At 35.9% G+C, this 17,728-nt stretch carries 14 protein-coding genes; 1 reads left to right on the forward strand and 13 read right to left on the reverse strand.

Features of this window, described 5'->3' with window-relative positions:
• Positions 1-207: 207 nt before the first annotated feature.
• The 6 genes from FHY45_RS00105 to FHY45_RS00130 all read right to left on the reverse strand — a co-directional run bounded on the left by FHY45_RS00105 (position 208) and on the right by FHY45_RS00130 (position 8,040).
• Positions 208-1,647 carry a glycoside hydrolase family 1 protein gene (locus FHY45_RS00105; RefSeq protein ID WP_139891072.1) on the reverse strand — a complete coding sequence of 480 codons (1,440 nt, stop codon included), beginning with the start codon at positions 1,645-1,647 and terminating at the stop codon, positions 208-210.
• A 6-nt stretch (positions 1,648-1,653) separates the two neighbouring features.
• Complete coding sequence (locus FHY45_RS00110; protein ID WP_139891073.1) at positions 1,654-3,225, reverse strand: response regulator; 1,572 nt, start codon at positions 3,223-3,225, stop codon at positions 1,654-1,656.
• Positions 3,222-4,946 carry a cache domain-containing sensor histidine kinase gene (locus FHY45_RS00115; RefSeq protein ID WP_139891074.1) on the reverse strand — a complete coding sequence of 575 codons (1,725 nt, stop codon included), beginning with the start codon at positions 4,944-4,946 and terminating at the stop codon, positions 3,222-3,224. Before FHY45_RS00115 ends, FHY45_RS00110 begins: the two co-directional genes overlap by 4 nt.
• A 6-nt stretch (positions 4,947-4,952) precedes the next feature.
• The gene (locus FHY45_RS00120) at positions 4,953-5,801 is read right to left on the reverse strand and encodes a carbohydrate ABC transporter permease (RefSeq protein WP_139891075.1); all 849 of its coding nucleotides are present in this window, start codon (positions 5,799-5,801) and stop codon (positions 4,953-4,955) included.
• Positions 5,802-5,814: 13 nt separating this feature from the next.
• Positions 5,815-6,690: a carbohydrate ABC transporter permease gene (locus tag FHY45_RS00125; protein ID WP_139891076.1), complete on the reverse strand. Its 876-nt coding sequence runs from the start codon at positions 6,688-6,690 to the stop codon at positions 5,815-5,817.
• Between the two features lie 66 nt (positions 6,691-6,756).
• Entirely contained in the window at positions 6,757-8,040 is a 1,284-nt protein-coding gene (locus tag FHY45_RS00130) for an extracellular solute-binding protein (RefSeq protein WP_139891077.1), read from the reverse strand.
• Between the two features lie 627 nt (positions 8,041-8,667).
• On the opposite strand from FHY45_RS00130, the gene FHY45_RS00135 reads away from it, so the two are divergent.
• On the forward strand, positions 8,668-9,348 hold the full coding sequence (locus FHY45_RS00135; RefSeq protein WP_225983687.1) for an EcsC family protein: 681 nt from the start codon (positions 8,668-8,670) through the stop codon (positions 9,346-9,348).
• A 440-nt stretch (positions 9,349-9,788) separates the two neighbouring features.
• Here the strand turns inward: FHY45_RS00135 and FHY45_RS00140 are convergent, their stop codons facing one another.
• The 7 genes from FHY45_RS00140 to FHY45_RS00170 form a co-directional block, all read right to left on the reverse strand.
• Positions 9,789-10,595, reverse strand: a complete 807-nt coding sequence (locus tag FHY45_RS00140; RefSeq protein ID WP_139891079.1) for a MurR/RpiR family transcriptional regulator — start codon at positions 10,593-10,595, stop codon at positions 9,789-9,791.
• Positions 10,596-10,622: 27 nt separating this feature from the next.
• A complete protein-coding gene (locus tag FHY45_RS00145) occupies positions 10,623-11,309 on the reverse strand; it encodes an N-acetylmannosamine-6-phosphate 2-epimerase (protein ID WP_139891081.1) in 687 nt (228 codons plus the stop codon).
• Between the two features lie 178 nt (positions 11,310-11,487).
• Positions 11,488-13,086, reverse strand: a complete 1,599-nt coding sequence (locus tag FHY45_RS00150) for a PTS transporter subunit EIIC (protein ID WP_139891082.1) — start codon at positions 13,084-13,086, stop codon at positions 11,488-11,490.
• A gap of 469 nt (positions 13,087-13,555) precedes the next feature.
• Positions 13,556-14,428, reverse strand: a complete 873-nt coding sequence (locus tag FHY45_RS00155) for a pirin family protein (protein ID WP_139891084.1) — start codon at positions 14,426-14,428, stop codon at positions 13,556-13,558.
• Positions 14,429-15,007: 579 nt separating this feature from the next.
• On the reverse strand, positions 15,008-15,208 hold the full coding sequence (locus tag FHY45_RS00160; RefSeq protein WP_050614125.1) for a cold-shock protein: 201 nt from the start codon (positions 15,206-15,208) through the stop codon (positions 15,008-15,010).
• A gap of 369 nt (positions 15,209-15,577) precedes the next feature.
• Positions 15,578-16,594, reverse strand: a complete 1,017-nt coding sequence (locus FHY45_RS00165) for a PTS sugar transporter subunit IIC (protein WP_139891085.1) — start codon at positions 16,592-16,594, stop codon at positions 15,578-15,580.
• Between the two features lie 18 nt (positions 16,595-16,612).
• On the reverse strand, positions 16,613-17,560 hold the full coding sequence (locus FHY45_RS00170) for an L-lactate dehydrogenase (RefSeq protein WP_306821530.1): 948 nt from the start codon (positions 17,558-17,560) through the stop codon (positions 16,613-16,615).
• Between the last annotated feature and the right edge of the window lie 168 nt (positions 17,561-17,728).

Genomic DNA, 17,728 nt, shown 5'->3' on the forward strand with positions numbered 1-17,728 from the left:
ATTACCATATATATTTCATCTAAATGAATCTTTCACAGACTTATTTTATATATTTTTTTAAAATATCGCCTTTTTAGCAGCTTAAAATAAGACTGTCCATATAGCTAGCTATCATCTAATATCCTTCCCTTTATCCATTAATCCTATCGAATCAAATTGATTTCATGGCCTTTGAGGTTAGATACATTCTGGAATGGTCATCCCAACTCACCTATAAAAATCGTCATTCTCTGCTTCAAATTCTTTTGTTTCGATTACTTGTTTATACCAGTAAGCAGATTTCTTAAGTGCTCGATTGCGGTTATCGTCTAAATTAATTTCAACTAAACCATAGCGGTTTTTGAATGCGTTCATGGGTGATACATTGTCGGTGAATGCCCATAGCATATAGCCTTTACAGTTGGCTCCTTCTTCGATTGCCTTTAAGAGCCATTTTAAATGTTCGCTTATAAACTCAATTCGGTAATCATCCTGAATGATTTGTTCTTCATTCTTAAATCTGCCTTCGTTTTCTACACCCATTCCATTTTCAGCAATAAACCATTCAATGTTTCCGTACTCTTCTTTCAATCTGACCGCCATATCAAACATAATTTGCGGGTAGATTTCCCAGCCACGATATGGGTTCATTTTCTTACCTACTAGCTCGTGTTTTTCATAATAGTACTCAGGGTGGAAAGGTGTTTCTTCATTCCATGCAGTTGTACGTGCTTTGACGCGGTGTGGGAAATATAGATTAATGCCTACATAATCAATCGTATTTTCCTTAATGAGCTGCAACTCTTCGGTTGTATGTTCAAAAGTAATATCATGTTTTTCCATCAACTCAAATAATTCCTGCGGGTACTCACCCTTAATGGCTGGATCTAAGAATACACGATTGAAGAATAGGTCATACATTCTAGCTGCTTTTTGGTCGTGTTCAGAGGAAGAACGAGCATATGTAACCTCTGGGTTTAGGATGGTCCCAATTTTGGCTCCTGTCTGATCCTTTAATCTCATTTCCTTAAATAACTTCACCACTTTAGCAGTAGCAAGCCCTTTATTATAGTTCCACTGCATCCATTTTTTTGTGTTCTGTTCATATGGCCAACGAATCGCATCTAAGTATATGCGTGTTTGAACTACAACTGGCTCATTAAATACGAACCAGTGTTTCACACGATTTCCATAACGTTCAAATACTTTTTCCGCATATTTTACAAATAGTTCAACCACATGCTTTGAGCCCCAACCGCCGTATTTTTTAAATAAATAAGCAGGCAATTCATAGTGCTCCAGACAGATCATTGGCTCTACACCATTTTTAATTAATTCATCAATAACGTTTCCGACAAAGCTTGCGTATTCTTCATCCACAATAGCATTCTCATAGTCCACTAAAAAACGAGACCAATTGATCGATGTTCTAAAATGGGTAAGACCAATTTCCTTCATATAACTGATATCTTCTTTATAGCGATTGTAAAAATCAGTTGCATAAGCGGGTCCATATCCGTTATGCCAAACATTCTTATTCTTTTTATACCAGAGGTCTAAGTATGAATCTTGAAACTCTTTTTTATCGGTCCCGCCTTCAGTTTGCCATGCAGAAGATGATGCTCCTAAAATAAAGTCCTTTGGTAGCTTCCATGTTATTTTTTCCATCTAATATTATCTCTCCCCAGTTTTTCTATCTTGCAGGTTTCTAAATTTCCGATAGTCCGTCGCAGTCATTCCTGTCAGTTTTTTAAACACTCCCACGAAATACTTATATTCATGGAATCCTACTTGTTCGGATATTTCGTTTACCTTAAAAGGAGTCTCCGCAAGTAAGATCTTTGCTTCATCCACTCTTAATTGGTTAACGTATTCATTGAAATTAACACTTGTTTTCTGCTTGAATAGAGAGCTAAAGTAATTTGGGGTTATATTAAGGACCTCCGCTACTTCATGAACTCTAATATTTGTTCTGTAGTATTCATGTATGTATTCCTTCGCGTGATTGATTAACAAATCCTGTTTGTCAAAATTCTTCAGCTCAGATTGGTATATACGAATGGAGGAAAGGTCCAGATAAAAAAGTTCTCTCAACAATTCGAATGAGTTATATTCATGGACATTTATACTCTCACTGTAATAAAGATCCCATTTCCTTACCTTTTTCCCACTCAGAGACTTATAGTGATCCAAAATTTTATGAAGTATCTCTCTGCAAACCTGAACAACTTCATCCAGAAAAAATTCATGTATTGTAAAGTATCCGAATAATTCATTAGTAAAAGTATGAAGGTCCAAATCTTTCATCTGGACAATAGCATCTATTAATTGCTCTTCAAGTTTAGTTGGGTACGATTGAACGGGATCCCGCCTCAATTGATCTGAAACTATCAGGCTAGTACACTCAGTGAAAGCTAAATACCTTCCTTTATTTAATAGTTCTGTTAGTACGATCATAAGATTTTCAACAGGAATCCACTGGTCACTCCAAACAAATTGAAGGTTGAATCCATCATTTCGAATCAAATTTTGCAGGATATCCGATGTCATTTTCCGACCATCATCACTATGAACACAGGTAACTAGTATATTTTTTTCAGTAAAGAACGAATAAGAGGCAAGTCCATAATTTTGTAGTTTCCTCTCAATGCTTTTCTCCCATCCACTTAAAAACTCTTCATATTCCTCTTCTGACAAGCTATTTATTTTTCGAATATAATTTTGATGCATACTAATAAATGGATAAATCCTGAAGCAGTTGTAGTCGTCTGATTTAGCAGGTGAAGACCTTTGTAAATTTGTTACTTGTTGGAGGATTGCATTTCTCAATCCTATTTTGTCCCGTTCTTTTTTTTGCTGCCGCTTTTGCTTCATTTCGTTGGTTATCTCTTTAACATTTTCCACGAGCTCATTAATATCAACCGGTTTAAGAAAATAATTATCTACACCCAATTTGATAGCTTGCTGGGCATATTCAAATTCTTCAAATCCACTAAGAATAATCGTCCGAATTTGAGGGTAGTTTGCATACAGAAAACGCGCCAGCTGCAGTCCATCCATTTTTGGCATCCTTATATCTGTAATAACAATGTCTATATCGCCATATTGTATAACCTTCTCGATGGCATCCTCTCCGTCATGTGCTGTGTCTACGACTTCGACGTCGATGGTCTCCCAGGGAATTGTTAAACGCAGACCACGGGAAATAATAGGTTCATCATCCACTATTAACATTTTAAAAGTCACGAGTGTTCACCTGATTTCTCCATGTTTATGGGCTGCCAAAGTAGTGGCAGGATTAGTCTTACCAATGCTCCGGATTCAGCTTCTAACACCAGCAAACCATATGGTTCTCCAAACGCAATCTCTAAACGTTCTTTTAGGTTTTTCATTGCATAACCAGTATCTTCCGTACCTTTTTCGAAACCCCAACCGTTATCTATCACATCGATCCATAACTGATCTTCCGCTTGGTAGCAGTGAATGGATATGATTCCTTGTCTGGGTAATTCTTTAAAACCGTGCTGGATGCAATTTTCAACTAATGGCTGCATTAATTGTTTCATTATGTAGGAACGTTTGATTTGATCATCAATAAAAATGTAAAAAGATAAACATTCTCCTAAGCGGCTTTTCTGTAATTCTAAATAGGATTCAATATAGGCTATTTCCTCTTCTATTGTAACCCACATTTTACCATTGTTTAAATTCATACGGAAAACTTTTGAAAGCTGTTCAATTTGTTGACCTGTTTCCATCGCATTTTCCAGGCGTGCGGTCCATCGAATCATGTCTAATGTATTGTAAAGAAAATGTGGATCAATTTGATTCTGAAGCGCCTTTAATTCAGATTCCTTTTGTTTAATAGTCAGTTTGTATTCTGTATCAATATGTCTTTGGATTGTTTTGACCATTTTATTAAACTGTTTCCCTAGTTGACCAATTTCATCATTTGTTGAAACGCCCACATTCGCCGAGAAGTCCCCTTTCTCAAGCTGGTGTGTTTGGCCAGTTAATTCAATTACTCTTTTTATATTAGAGCGATAGAATCCATAAAAAGCGATAATTCCACATATGAGAAGAAGAAAAATCATATTACGAATCGAATTTCGAACGGTATACAGTTCCTTGACCAAGTGCTCCTCATTTACAATCACGATAGATGTCCAATTTGTCCCACTCAGCTTTTTTTTAACAGCTTTATAGTTATGGTTGTTTTTTGTAAAATCATAGGCTAGGTTCTCACTATGATTGACCCAATCGATAAAGGCAGGATCATTGTATTTTTTTCCTATTAGCTCTTGATTTGAATGAAGAATAACTTCACCGGACTTTGACATGACCAGGTAATTACCTTGTTTTACTTCTAAATTTCTCTTAATTTTTTCCTGATCAAGACGGATTCTTACGATGCCAATTGGTTGATTAATCTTATTTAAATCGTTAATGACTCTAGAGAGGCTAATAACATATTTTTTCCCATCCCACCCACTTGTAACCCCATAGGTATCACTCCAAATTGGAGATCCTTTTCCGTCTATGGCAGCCTGATCTAACTTATCCTCGTTTCCAAAAACAGGTTCACCAAATGCCAGCTCCTCACCATTGCCTCCTTTTAATAAGATGGAGGATATATACTCATTTGACATCAATTGAAAAGTAAAATAGCCTTTTATCCCGTCCATACTACTTTTATCCGCAATAGGGATTTCATCTGTAGTTTTAAAAAATGTTCGAAAGTCCTCGCTGTAAATCATATAGGAGGACATACTTTCAACATCTCGTATGATGGACAAAAGGCTCTGTTCATCTTTTTCTAGTATTTCAAGGATATCCTCTTCCAGCTGTCTTTTAAGTACTTCCGTTGTTTGGTAGTAAATGAGAATTCCATAGCATACTGTTGGTAGTGTGATGAATACAAGGAATATAATCATAAACTTCTTTTTTAGGCCCCAATTTCGAATCATATTCATTTACCCTTTTACCGCACCAGCTGTCATACCTTTAACAATATTCTTTTCAAAAATCATGTAGAAAATGACAATTGGAATTAAAGACATCGTTAAACCAGCCATTTGGGCACCATAGTCGGTTGTAAATTGACCTGCAAAGTTTGCTAAACCTAGTGGCAATGTTTGAAGCTCTGGGTCATTAATTAACACTAGCGCAAATGAAAATTCATTCCAATTGTAGATGAAATTAAGAATGACAGTTGTAGCGATTGCCGGACGTGACATGGGCAGGATGATGGACCAAAATATTCTAAAAACTCCGCACCCGTCCATGATTGCAGATTCTTCAATATCCTTAGGAAAGCCCTTCATAAAGCTGGTGAGGATAAAGATCGTAATGGGTAAATGAAAAGCGATATAGGGAAAGAGTAAGGTGATGGGTGTATTCAATAGTCCTAAATTTTTCATTAGAATAAACATAGGTACTAATGTGGCATGAATCGGTATTAATAATCCAAAGATGAAAAATCCATATAACCACTTGCTCATCTTGAAATCAAATCGAGATAAGAAATAAGATGCTAACGCCCCGATAAAAACGGTTAATACAGTCGCTGTTACAGTAATAAAAATACTATTCTTAAACAGGACACCTAAGTTAGCAATATCCCAAGCGGCAGTATAGTTTTCTATTATAAATTTCTTTGGAAACCCAAATTGGTTTGTTGCAAACTCCTTCTCGGATTTAAAGGAGTTGATTGCCATCCAAATAATTGGATACGCATTAATGATTGCAAATATAATTAATGCTATATAGATGCTTACTTTTTTGAAGCTTCTTTTCTTAGGTATTTCATTTGTTTTCGCCATCTATACCCACCTCCTAAATCATTTTCTTTCCTAATACTTTGTTTACAATTGCTATTAAGATCAGACTAAAGAAGAAAATAAATACGGACACTGCACTACCATAACCATACTGCAATTTTGAAAATGTTTCATTAAACATATAGAGTGCCATAACATCCGTTGAATGTGCCGGACCACCATGTGTCATGACATAAATCAAATCAAATGTTTTCAAACTGCCTGCAATACAAAGCGTAATCGCAACGAGAATGGTCTCCCAAATCATTGGAATCGTAATCTTCCAGGTTGTTGCCCATTCTGATGCACCATCCATTTTAGCGGCTTCTAATACTTCAGTAGGTATATTTTGTAATGCGGCCAGAAAAATAATTAAGTATAGACCAACAAATTGCCAAACAACAACTACTAAGACAGATGCCATTGCCCACTTTGTATCTCCTAGCCAATTTTGTGCGAATGAATCTAACCCAATTGATCGTAAAAATTCATTGATTAATCCATTACGAGAATTGAAAATTAAACTCCAAGTTAAGGAGATTACCACGGTTGATAAAACAACTGGCAGAAACCCAATTGTTCTAAATAATTTTGCGCCCTTCATTTTACGGTTCAATAAAAGGGCAAAAAATAAAGCAAGTGGAACTTGACCCAGCACTGAGACTAAGACTACGTATATATTATTTTTGACAGAGTTCCAAAATAGCGAATCCGCAAATAGCTTTTTAAAGTTATCTAACCCTACGAATGTCATTTCATTGAATCCGTTCCAATCCATGAATGAATAATAGAAGGATTGGAGAATCGGATAAATGGCAAAAACAATATATAGTAAGAAAGCAGGCAGTATACCTAGTATAAACGCTCCCTTAGTCTTCTTAGTTAACTTCATTTTCTTCCCCCCTAAACATTCACAGGTTACTTGCATGAAGTAACCTGTGAAAGAACTTATAGAAGATTATTTACTTTTGTTTTCTTTTTGCATCTCTTCCGCTAATTGTTCAGGTGTTTTGTCACCTAAGGTAATAGATTGCAAGCCATTGTTAATAATATCAGTAAGTTCAGGAGTTAAGGTTGCATCATATACAGGCACTAATCCACCTTGAGCAAAGCTATTAGCATCCTGGAATATTTGTGGAATACTGTCATCCATTTCAACAGTAGCTGGAACGATAATATTCGCTTTGATTAAGCCTTGGTATAGTTCATCACCATAGTAGTATTTTAAGAATGTGAAAGCAGCCTCTTGCTCTTCTTTACTTAACTTGCTGTTAACGGCAATCCCCCCGCCAGCAGCACCAGCAATCTTGGCAGGATCCCCTTTACCACCTTCAAATGTAGGAAATGGAGCTACACCAATGTTATCAATATTTTCTACACTGTCTAAAATTGGCCCAAGTGCCCATGAACCAGCAAAGTGGAGTGCTGCAGTTCCTTTAATAAATTCATTTCGCGATTGAGCTTCATCAAGGGTATTCATATCCTCATTAAATGCCTTTAATTTTGTTAATTCGTCGATCACAGATAATGCATTGATAAATTGCGGATCTTCGAAGCTGCCATCTCCATTTAATGTATTCTCTAAGAAATCACTTCCAGTAAAGCGATCAGCAATAGTAGAGATGTAAACAGATTGTAATGGCCAGATTGCTTTGTTACCTAAAGAAATTGGAGTCGTTCCTTTATCATTAAGTGCTTTTACAAGTTTTTTAAATTCTGCATATGTTTTTGGAAACTCATCAAACCCTACATCTTGAAGAATGTCCTTATGATAGTAAATTAATCCTGTAATACTAATGTTTGAAGGGATTGCGTAATAATTATCATCTAACGCATAGTCTTGTAGAATGGCATCAGGAATGACTCCATCCCAGTTCTCAATGATTGGGTTCAATGGAAGGATGGCTCCACCTTCAGCTAGAGGCTCTGTTCTCGCCCCAGGCCATACACGCATCATGTCAGGTAACTGGTTACCAGCAGCTTGTGTTCTTAATTTAGTTTCATATTGGTCATGTGGTATGGCCTCTACCTTAACCTGAATATCATCGTGTTCTTTATTGAATTTAGAAATAATGTCTTTGTAAAGAGTATTTTCCGGCCGATCCTCGGTCCAGTCAGTCCAAAGCGTAAGCTCAATTGCCCCATCCTTCGTGGATTGACCTGCTTTTTCATCATCATCGCTACACGCAGCCAAAGCTAGCACCGTCAGTAACCCCATTAGGACTAAACCTAATTTCTTCATCGTCTTTTCCCCCTTTATCGTAAATTAAAGCGCTTACAAAATTCATTATAACGCTTACCTATTGATTGAAATATCCTACAAACCTATAAAAATATCTAAAATTCTTGGGAAAGGTGGTTGGGATGCTGTGGTTAAGTACAAGGAGGGTCTTCTCTGTCTAAACCAGAAGAGGGCTTGTACATCTTATGCAGCCGAGGGTCTATATACTCTTAAAAAGCGTTTTTCTGAGTGCTGTATTATCTCCAGTACTAATCTGTTGTTAAAGATGGATTATCTAGATCCTCGACCGAATTTACCTTTATATACTCCATACAAGAAGAGACAAAAATAGAGACGTACTTTTATATAATTATTTTTATCAACGGAGGTATTTAAATGAAGAAATTATTAGTAGGTTTTACAAAATTCCCGAATATGAAAGCTGGACAGATTAGATTCGCTTCCAATAGTAAAGAAAATTGTATTGAGCCACAGAATTATTAAAGGATTCTATTAGAAATATGGACGGTTATCCGCAATTGCTGAAAAAACTAGTTTTGATAACAATAATATCAATTAAACAATTAGCACAGTCAGATAAATAACTTATAATATTAGTATAATACTGAGAGGTAAGGTGAATATATAGTGGACGAGAAAAAAAGATTAACCCACGATGCTATAATGAATGCCTTAGATTGGTCTTATGATAAAGCAATTAATGGCGGAATAGCTGGAATGGACACAGCCATAGAGTTAGCTGAAAGTTATTTACAAAAAAGTGGTACACTTGATCAAAAAGTTCAAAGTTTAATTAATTGGCAAAATACTAAAAGTGCCACAAGTGGCTTCTTAACAGGAGTAGGAGGACTTATTACTTTGCCAGTTGCTGTCCCTGCAAATATAACTAGTGTTATATTCGTACAAATGAGAATGGTAGCAGCTATTGCACATATGGGGGGATATGATCTAAAAGATGATCAGGTTAAAACTTTTGTTTATGTATGTTTAGCAGGAAACGGAGCTAAAGACATTCTTAAAAATACAGGGATTCAAATTGGTAGGAAGCTTGCAGTAACAGGTATAAAAAAAATACCTTTTGAGGTTATTAAAAAAATTAATCATGCTGTAGGATTTCGTTTACTAACAAAGTTTGGAGAAAAAGGAGTCATTAATTTAAGTAAAATGGTTCCTGTAGCAGGTGGAATTATTGGAGGAACTGTAGATGCTTTTGCAACCAATACAATAGGTAACTTAGCCAAGAAGATGTTTATTCAAGAGCCTAAATCATATAATGATGACGAACCTGATATTATTGATATGTTGTAATAACCTTACCTTAATGTACATTTTAATGTTAGATAAATACTCGGTTTTCCAAGTAACGTATTCTACCACCATTCTCTAATATTCATCATACAGAGGTAATATAATATGTATTTTTTATCTTCAATTATTACACTCTAGAATGCCAATGAATGACCTATTACCTTTCAATGGTATTCTTAATTTATAATTTGTTGAATGAACTCACCAATATAAACCTAAGCACGAGTATCCTAATATTTATAATTAGCATCTTCAATATTTTTAGGAAAATGAAAGATTATCTCGATATCACGACCGTACTTAAAATATGTACATACTCAACGTTTTGAAAAGACAGATCAATAATATGAATATCTTTTTACAAAAAAATACTCCTCCTAAGGTAGGCAGATTTTAAACAAATCAACTCTCTCAGGCGGAGTATTTTAAACTTCTCTTTTTCAACTATTAATATGGATTTGAGACGATACGGCGGAAATGGTCTCTTGATAGATTTTTTTCCTATTTGGGTCCTCTAGGAAATGCATACTAATTAAATCAATGAGGTAAAGCGCGCTTAAATCAAGACCGGTTGACAAGTATGCATTTCGAACTGGATGAACGGTCCATAGCACTTCATCCGATAATTGCGTAAGATATGTATGGTCATAAGCCGTTAGAGAGATTAATTTAACATCTTTTTTCTTCGCTTCATTAACTGATGAGATTAACTCCCGGGTTTGTCCAGAACGTGAAATAGCTAATAGCAAATCCCCTTTTTTTAATAAGGTACTCCTAATAATCATTAAATGTGGATCAGTTACAGCTTCACTGGCAAAACCCATCCTACTTAATCGGTAATTTAATTCCTGTGCGGCAAGTCCCGAGCTTCCTAAACCATAGATAAAAATCCGCTTAGCATTTGTAACTAATTTGAGTGCTTTCATTATCGATTTTCGACTGTTTAATCCTTGTATATCGCGGATTACATCCATATACTGACTTCTAATTTTGGAATCCATATCTTCCGCTTCTTCATGGTGCGTTTCTCTCGCTAGATTCATTTTTAATTCCACGAAATTTTTACAGGATACTTTTCTACAAAAACGTGTAATCGTTGCAACGGATACATTCGTCTTTTCTGCTATTTCTTTGATCGTGCACTTGGAAGCTTCTGATGGCGAAGAAAGCAAATAATCAGCTAAGCCTTTTTCTTTATCGGAGAATGAAGAATATTTCGATTGAATTTCCTTCAAGAGCGTAACCATAGATGACTCCTTCCGCCTTAAGTTTGATCAGCAACCCCTCTTTATTTCTTCAACAAAGCGACTTGTTATTTGCTGCGGCCGAGTGATTGCTCCCCCGACTACAACGGAGTAAGCTCCGATATCAAGTACCCTTCCCGCCATTTCAGGAGTGATAACATTTCCTTCAGCTATAACAGGGATTGAGACATTTTTTAAGACTGTTTTGATAAATTCAAAATCATTCTCATATAATTTACATCCTTTTGTCTCATTTGTATAGCCATAAAGGGTTGTGGATATACAATCAAAGCCCAATCGTTCCGCATTCATTGCATCCTCCAACGTGGAGATATCTGCCATCAACTGAACCTGTGGATAATGCTCTTTTACATATGAAACTAGATTAGCTAATGTTTCTTCATTTGGACGTTCTCTTAGTGTTGCATCCATCGCAATCATTTCACAGCCTGTCTCAATTAGTTCATCTACTTCTTGTTTTGTTGCTGTAATAAAGACTTCACTATTCGGATAATTTCGCTTCACAATTCCTACGACAGGTAAATCTACTTCTTTTTTAATCGCAATAATATCTGGTTTAGATTCTGCCCGAATACCTGCCGCTCCGCCTTGCTTGGCAGCCAGAGCAAGCTTTGACATGATAAATGAGCTATGAAGAGGCTCACTCTCTTGAGCCTGACATGAAACAACAAGACCTTTTTTAATTTGTTCTAACATTTTTTATTCACCTACTATTTCTGTTTTTCTACCTTGATGATTACAATTAGATCACGATTCTCCAGCAGCAAATCCAATTAACGAAACTTAAATAGTGGAGGTAGCTTAGCATTATTATATAGATTAAGAAAGGATAAAACATAATACCACTACGGCTCCACCTATTAAACTTTTAGGATTATTTAACGTTGTTTATCTCATTCTTTAAGATTTCTGCGAGGGCTCCATAAACAACTTGAACACCCTTGCCTTTCTTAAAGAGTCCCTTTGCCTTCAGTTCATCTTTCCAAACCGAATCTTCTGCAACCTTATCAATATCCTTAACGGTTACTCTTAATCTAGTTATACATGCATCGACGTCCACTAGGTTTTCTCTTCCACCTAAGGCTGTGATTACATCCTCTATATCAATATCTTTTAACAAAGCATCTTTCTTCGTATATAACTTATTCTCAGATTCCTCCCCACGACCTGGAGTTTTTAAATTCAATTTGAGAATAAGTGTTTTAAATACAAAGTAGTAGATGAGTGCTGTTGGAATTCCGAGAATGAGAATCCAAATGTAATTCGTTTTATCATTACCCTGTAATAGACCGAATAATGTAAAGTCAATGATACCCCTTGAGAAAGTAACCCCTACCGAAACATCTAAAGCATATAAAGCAGCATAGGAAATTCCCTCTAGGATGGCATGAATACCATAAAGTAATGGCGCTACAAATAGAAATGTAAATTCGATTGGTTCAGTAATCCCTGTTAAGAAGGATGTTAAGGCAGCTGAAAATAGAATACCGCCCACAATTTTCTTGTTTTTACTGTTAGCAGTATGATACATAGCAAGAGCAGCTGCTGGGAGACCGAACATCATTGGTAAATAACCACCTGTGAAATACTTCGTTGCTTCTGCTGAGAATTTGGTAACAGTCGGATCAGCCAATTGGGCGAAGAAAATGCTTTGTCCACCTTGTACGATTTTCCCTGCAACCTCTAATTCTCCACCAAGTGAGGTGTACCAGAATAGTGGATAAATAGCATGATGAAGTCCAAAGATATTGAGAAGTCTCATTAGCGATCCATAGAAGAACATTCCGATTGGTCCTGTTCGTCCAAAGAATTCTGAGAAGGTTGAAATTCCAATGTGAACATATGGCCAAACAAATGGAATAATCACCCCTACAACACTGATTGCAAATACTGAAATAATCGGAATAAATCTTACTCCAGAGAAAAACGAAAGTGCTTCTGGAAGCTGCTTGTTGTAATATCTATTAGCTAAAAAGGCTACTAGTAAACCAACAATAATTCCTCCAAGCACGCCAATTCTAACTGTAAAAATACCAAGCTCGTACCCATATACGTTTGCCTGCTTCGCTGCTTCAACTGGATCTAGACCCTGAGATAAGAAATAGTCTACAGTTGTCGTCTCTGGTGTATGGCCCAGGAAACCTAGAATGGTACCAACGATAACATGCATGACAAGAAAAGCGATTGCTGCCGATAAACCCGCTGCACCTTTTTCCTGTAATGCTAACCCCGAAGCAATCCCGACAGCAAATATCAAAGGCAAGTTAGCAAAAACAATATTACCAATTGCAGACATGGTGCTTAAAATATAAAACAAAAATGTCCCTTCTCCGAGTATTCCTTCCAACCCATAGGTTTCTACCATAAGGGGGTTGGTAAAAGCTGCACCAATACCAAGCATAATCCCCGCTATTGGCAAAACAGCAATAGGAATCATAAAGGCTTTTCCTAAACGTTGTAGTTTTTCAAACATTCGTATCCCTCCATTCTCAATCAATTATAGAACCCTTTGCCCAATCATTTGTTACTTTTGAAAATAATTATCATAAATAATATTTTATGTAATTTATTATCTTCTATTATATGAGAGTACCATATTAATATGCAAATAATTTTTAGAATAATTTTACTATATTGATAAAATTTATGATTTTCGCAAGTTCCACGTGTACTGTCCATCCCTTTTGTAGATTATTTGTAGGGCAATAAATATGGGATGTAGGATTAGGAAAGGAGCTGAGCTCAATAAAATATATATGTATCTTATGATTGGTTATTTTTTCTTTTGGAAAGAACATTGATTAATTTTGTCAGTAACACACTTCTTGGATCAACACACTCGATAGTTTAAGAACATACGTTCAAACTATACAAACAAACACCAGATGTTTATTATCCATCTGGTGTTTGTTTGAAAATATATTCTATTTCTCTAATTTGATTTATTTTTTTACTGCAGGTGGTCCAAATAATCCGTGCTGAAAATCGCGGAACGCCTCCTTGATTTCTTCCTGTGTATTCATCACAAATGGTCCACCAAACGCTATTTCTTCGCGGATAGGGATGCCTGAATAAATCAATACTTTGGAACGAGATAATGCTTTTATTTTTAATCCACTTGAGTTAGAATCTGAGCCTTCTTCATTAAAGGATAGGGTAGCCGCCCCTGTTTTAGCTATCTTTGTCTTACTTTCTCCGAACTCCATCTCCCCCGCCAACATATACAAGAATGCATTATGATTCTCAGGCAATACATGTGTGTAATCAGTTCCTTCACGGAGGCTAATTTCTGCCATCGTAATAGGAACCAAACTATTCATAGGTCCTGTTACCCCTGCAATATCACCTGAGTAAACTCGAATGTAACCCCCTTCAAAGTTCACAACAGGAGCATCTTCTACATAGATGTTTTGATAACTTGTTTCTGTATGCTTTAGACTTTTTGGCAGATTCAGCCATAACTGTAAGGTATGAATAAGATCATCATCAAAAGCCTCTTCCGCATGCCTAGCTGCCCAACCGGCATTCATGTATTGGGCATCACCAGCATCCAAAATGCTATACCCTCCTGCATTATCTATATGTTCAAGCCTTCCATCAATAACATAAGTTATAGTTTGAAACCCTCTGTGGGGATGGTCGGAGAAGGTTCCACGCTTAAACCAGTCTTCAGCCATTAGAATAAACGGGGAAAATTCCTCATTCCTCTCAGGATTTAAAATCATTCCTTGTTGAACATGAGGGTATCCATTTTTGTTGTATTCTGGATACCAAAAATCTTTTACTTCTCTCTGCAATGTTGATTCATTAGACATTTCAATACCTCCTTTTGGACTTTTAAACATATGAATAAATTCATTTTCATACAGCTTTAACTACTTTACTTAATTTCAATTGGGTTTCTTTTTAGCTCTTATTAGGAACTTTCCAATTAATTGTTCAGACTGTTTCCCCCATAGCATAAATTGAAATTCCTTAAAGAAGTCATCAACGATCATTTCAATATTCCCTAAGGCAGTTTCTTTTGAAAGGCATTTAGTTCTTGATTTAAAACCCTAGCCCTTGTATTCTGTGATTGTTTCTTCACCAAATACTTTTACTGCAAACTCTTTTTTATTTCAGAATCCATTACTATTCCCCTTATTGATATCCCACTATCTTACCATTAACATATTACCATAATATTCCGATTCGTCATTGAAAAATCACAGTATAATCCCTGTTTAAATTAGTGATTATTCAACCACTATGCTATACTTACCCCACCATTTGATAATACTAGTTTCATACGTTTGTTACAGAGGCTCTATTGATTTCATGAATAGGGCTTTATTTTTTTCAATGATGAAATAAAAATAGACCCTACAAATGTAGGGTCTATCTATTAGCTGTTATTAAGCTTTTTGAACATTTGTAGCTTGCGGGCCACGTTGTCCTTGTTCTACTTCAAAAGTTACACTTTGACCTTCGTCTAAAGATTTGAAGCCTTCGCTTTGGATTGCTGAGAAATGTACGAATACGTCTTCTCCGCCTTCACGTTCGATAAATCCAAAACCTTTATCTGCATTAAACCATTTCACTTTACCTTGTTCCATAATTGTTGCCTCCTAGTGTGTTTCCACACAATGTATTACTATCCTTGCTCAAAAACCTTAGACGAAAATCAAAATCGCTTCTCAATCTGAAAACGAACAAAAATAATTCTTCTTTAGAATAACAGACATATCTTATAATAGCAAATTATTAGACTTATACCCTCCATTAACCCACGAACATTGTCACTTATCTTCTTCAAAAAATACTGTACTTAATTGAACATATCAAAAAAACTGCATTAGTGTTCTGAAACATATTCTTTTAATGAATGTAACATTTCACTTTGGATTTAATTTATTTTACAGTCAAAAAACCTTTAAAAAGTAAAACAAGGTAAATCATTAGATTTACCCTGCTCTCTTTATTCGTTATACTGGTAAGCTTAAATCATTTTCTTTAATCTTACCTTTTTTCTTTAATAGATAATAAGTGCCATATGCAATACCTGCAGGTAATATTATATAAGTAATCAACATCGCTGGAATGATATAACCCAGATTATTTGTAGTTAATAGTTGAATTGGAGCCACAAGTGAACTTAAACCCATACCGGCAATTTCTTTAGGAGCTTCTATACTAAATACTAAAGCTGACACCGGACCTGCCACTGCACTTGCTAACAATGTCGGTAGCAGGATATATGGATTCTTTGTTATATTGGGCAATTGTACTTTTGGCGTACAAATCCCTTGAGCTAGTATACCTCCTAACTGATTTTCTTTTGCTGAGATAATAGAAAAACCAACAAAGTGAGCAGCACAACCTGCTAGAGCAGCTCCACCAGCGATACCTGACAGTTCAAGTGCTATAGCTAATGCGACGGAGGATGCTGGAGATACTAGGAATAATCCCCAAACTACTGCCAAAACGATTGAAGCGATCAAAGGACTTCCGGCTGTTGATGTTTTAATAAACGCACCAACGGATGTTAAAATAGGTGCTATTACTGTTGAAAGCTGTATTCCAACAAATCCAGAGATTAATATGGTTGCAAATGGAACTAACATCATATCAAGCGGTGTTTTGCCGCTCAATCTTTTTCCAATAAAGGTTGCTAATGTTGCAGTTATTAAAGCACCAATAGGTTCTCCTGATTTAATCAACATACCCGCTTCGGTAATACTAATAGCGCCTGCTCCCAATGCTGCTGCTATGGCCGCAGAGAATACCACTAACCCATTCGCTCCTAGCATAATTGCAATACCTACCCCGATTGCTGGTGCCATTAACCCTGTAGCTATTGAGCCAATTTCAATCATCCATGCCAAATCCAAAATGGAACCTATATTTTTTATTAATAGTCCGATACCCAGCGTAACGAAAATACCTTGTGCAATACCAGTTGAAGCATTAAATATTCTAGGCATTATATATTCTTTTTTCATCTGTCATTCCTCCTGTTGTTAAAAGCCAATGCTTCTCATGTATTCACGTAGTATTTCATTCGATTGATCAAATTTTTCTTTTTCTGTGCTAGTTAGGTTTAACTCAACTACTTCTTTAATACCTTCTCTTGTAATGATAGAAGGCACTCCAGTACAGATATCTTTATATCCATATTCGCCATCAAGAATAGTAGAAAGTGCGACAATTTTATGAGAATCATTAAATATTTCTTTAGTGATAGATGCCAGAGCTGATCCGATACCGTAGTAGGTGGTTCCTTTTCTTTCTAGTATCTCAAACCCTACTCTTTTCACTTTTTGCAATAATAAATCTAAATCGATTTCCCCAATTTCTTCTTTTCCTTCTTCTAAAATTTGTAGAAGTGGTTTTCCCCCAACAGTCATGTGGGACCAAGCGGCAAATTGAGAGTCTCCATGTTCACCCATTGTATAACCATTAATACTTCTTGGATCAACATGTAAAATTTCCGATAAATAATTTTTCAATCTTGAAGAGTCTAATGAAGTTCCAGTACCAATTACTCTATTTCTCGGAAGGCCAGATAATTTCCATACCATATAAGTCATAATATCAACTGGATTGGATGCTATCAAAAAGATACCGTCAAACCCACTTTCCATTACTTCCGAAACAATAGACTTCATAATCCTTGCACTAATTTCCAATGTATCTAGTCGTGTCTGACCTTTTTTAGGAGGAGGACCAGCAGTTATGATAACGATATCTGCATCTTCGCAATCAGAATAGGAACCCGCAGTAATTTTCGTTCGGCTTGGCAAAAAGTCGATGCAGTGTAATAAATCCCAAACTTCACCCTTTGCTCTTTCATGGTTAATGTCAATCATAATTAATTCATCGCAAATTCCTTGATTAATTAAGCTATAGGCTGCACTTGATCCAACCAAACCAGTTCCTACCATTGCTACTTTTTTTAGATTTCTCAAATTACTCACTCCTCTAAGATGTTAAATATGTGAATCTTTTCACATAACGCATTATCAATATAGCTTCTTATTTTTTCATGGTCAAGAAAAATGTGGTATTTTTCACTAAATATACATTTATTATATTAAAAAGTTAACTTTACTTTTTTTGAATAAAATCAAGCTGGA

Source organism: Bacillus sp. D386, from assembly GCF_006346415.1.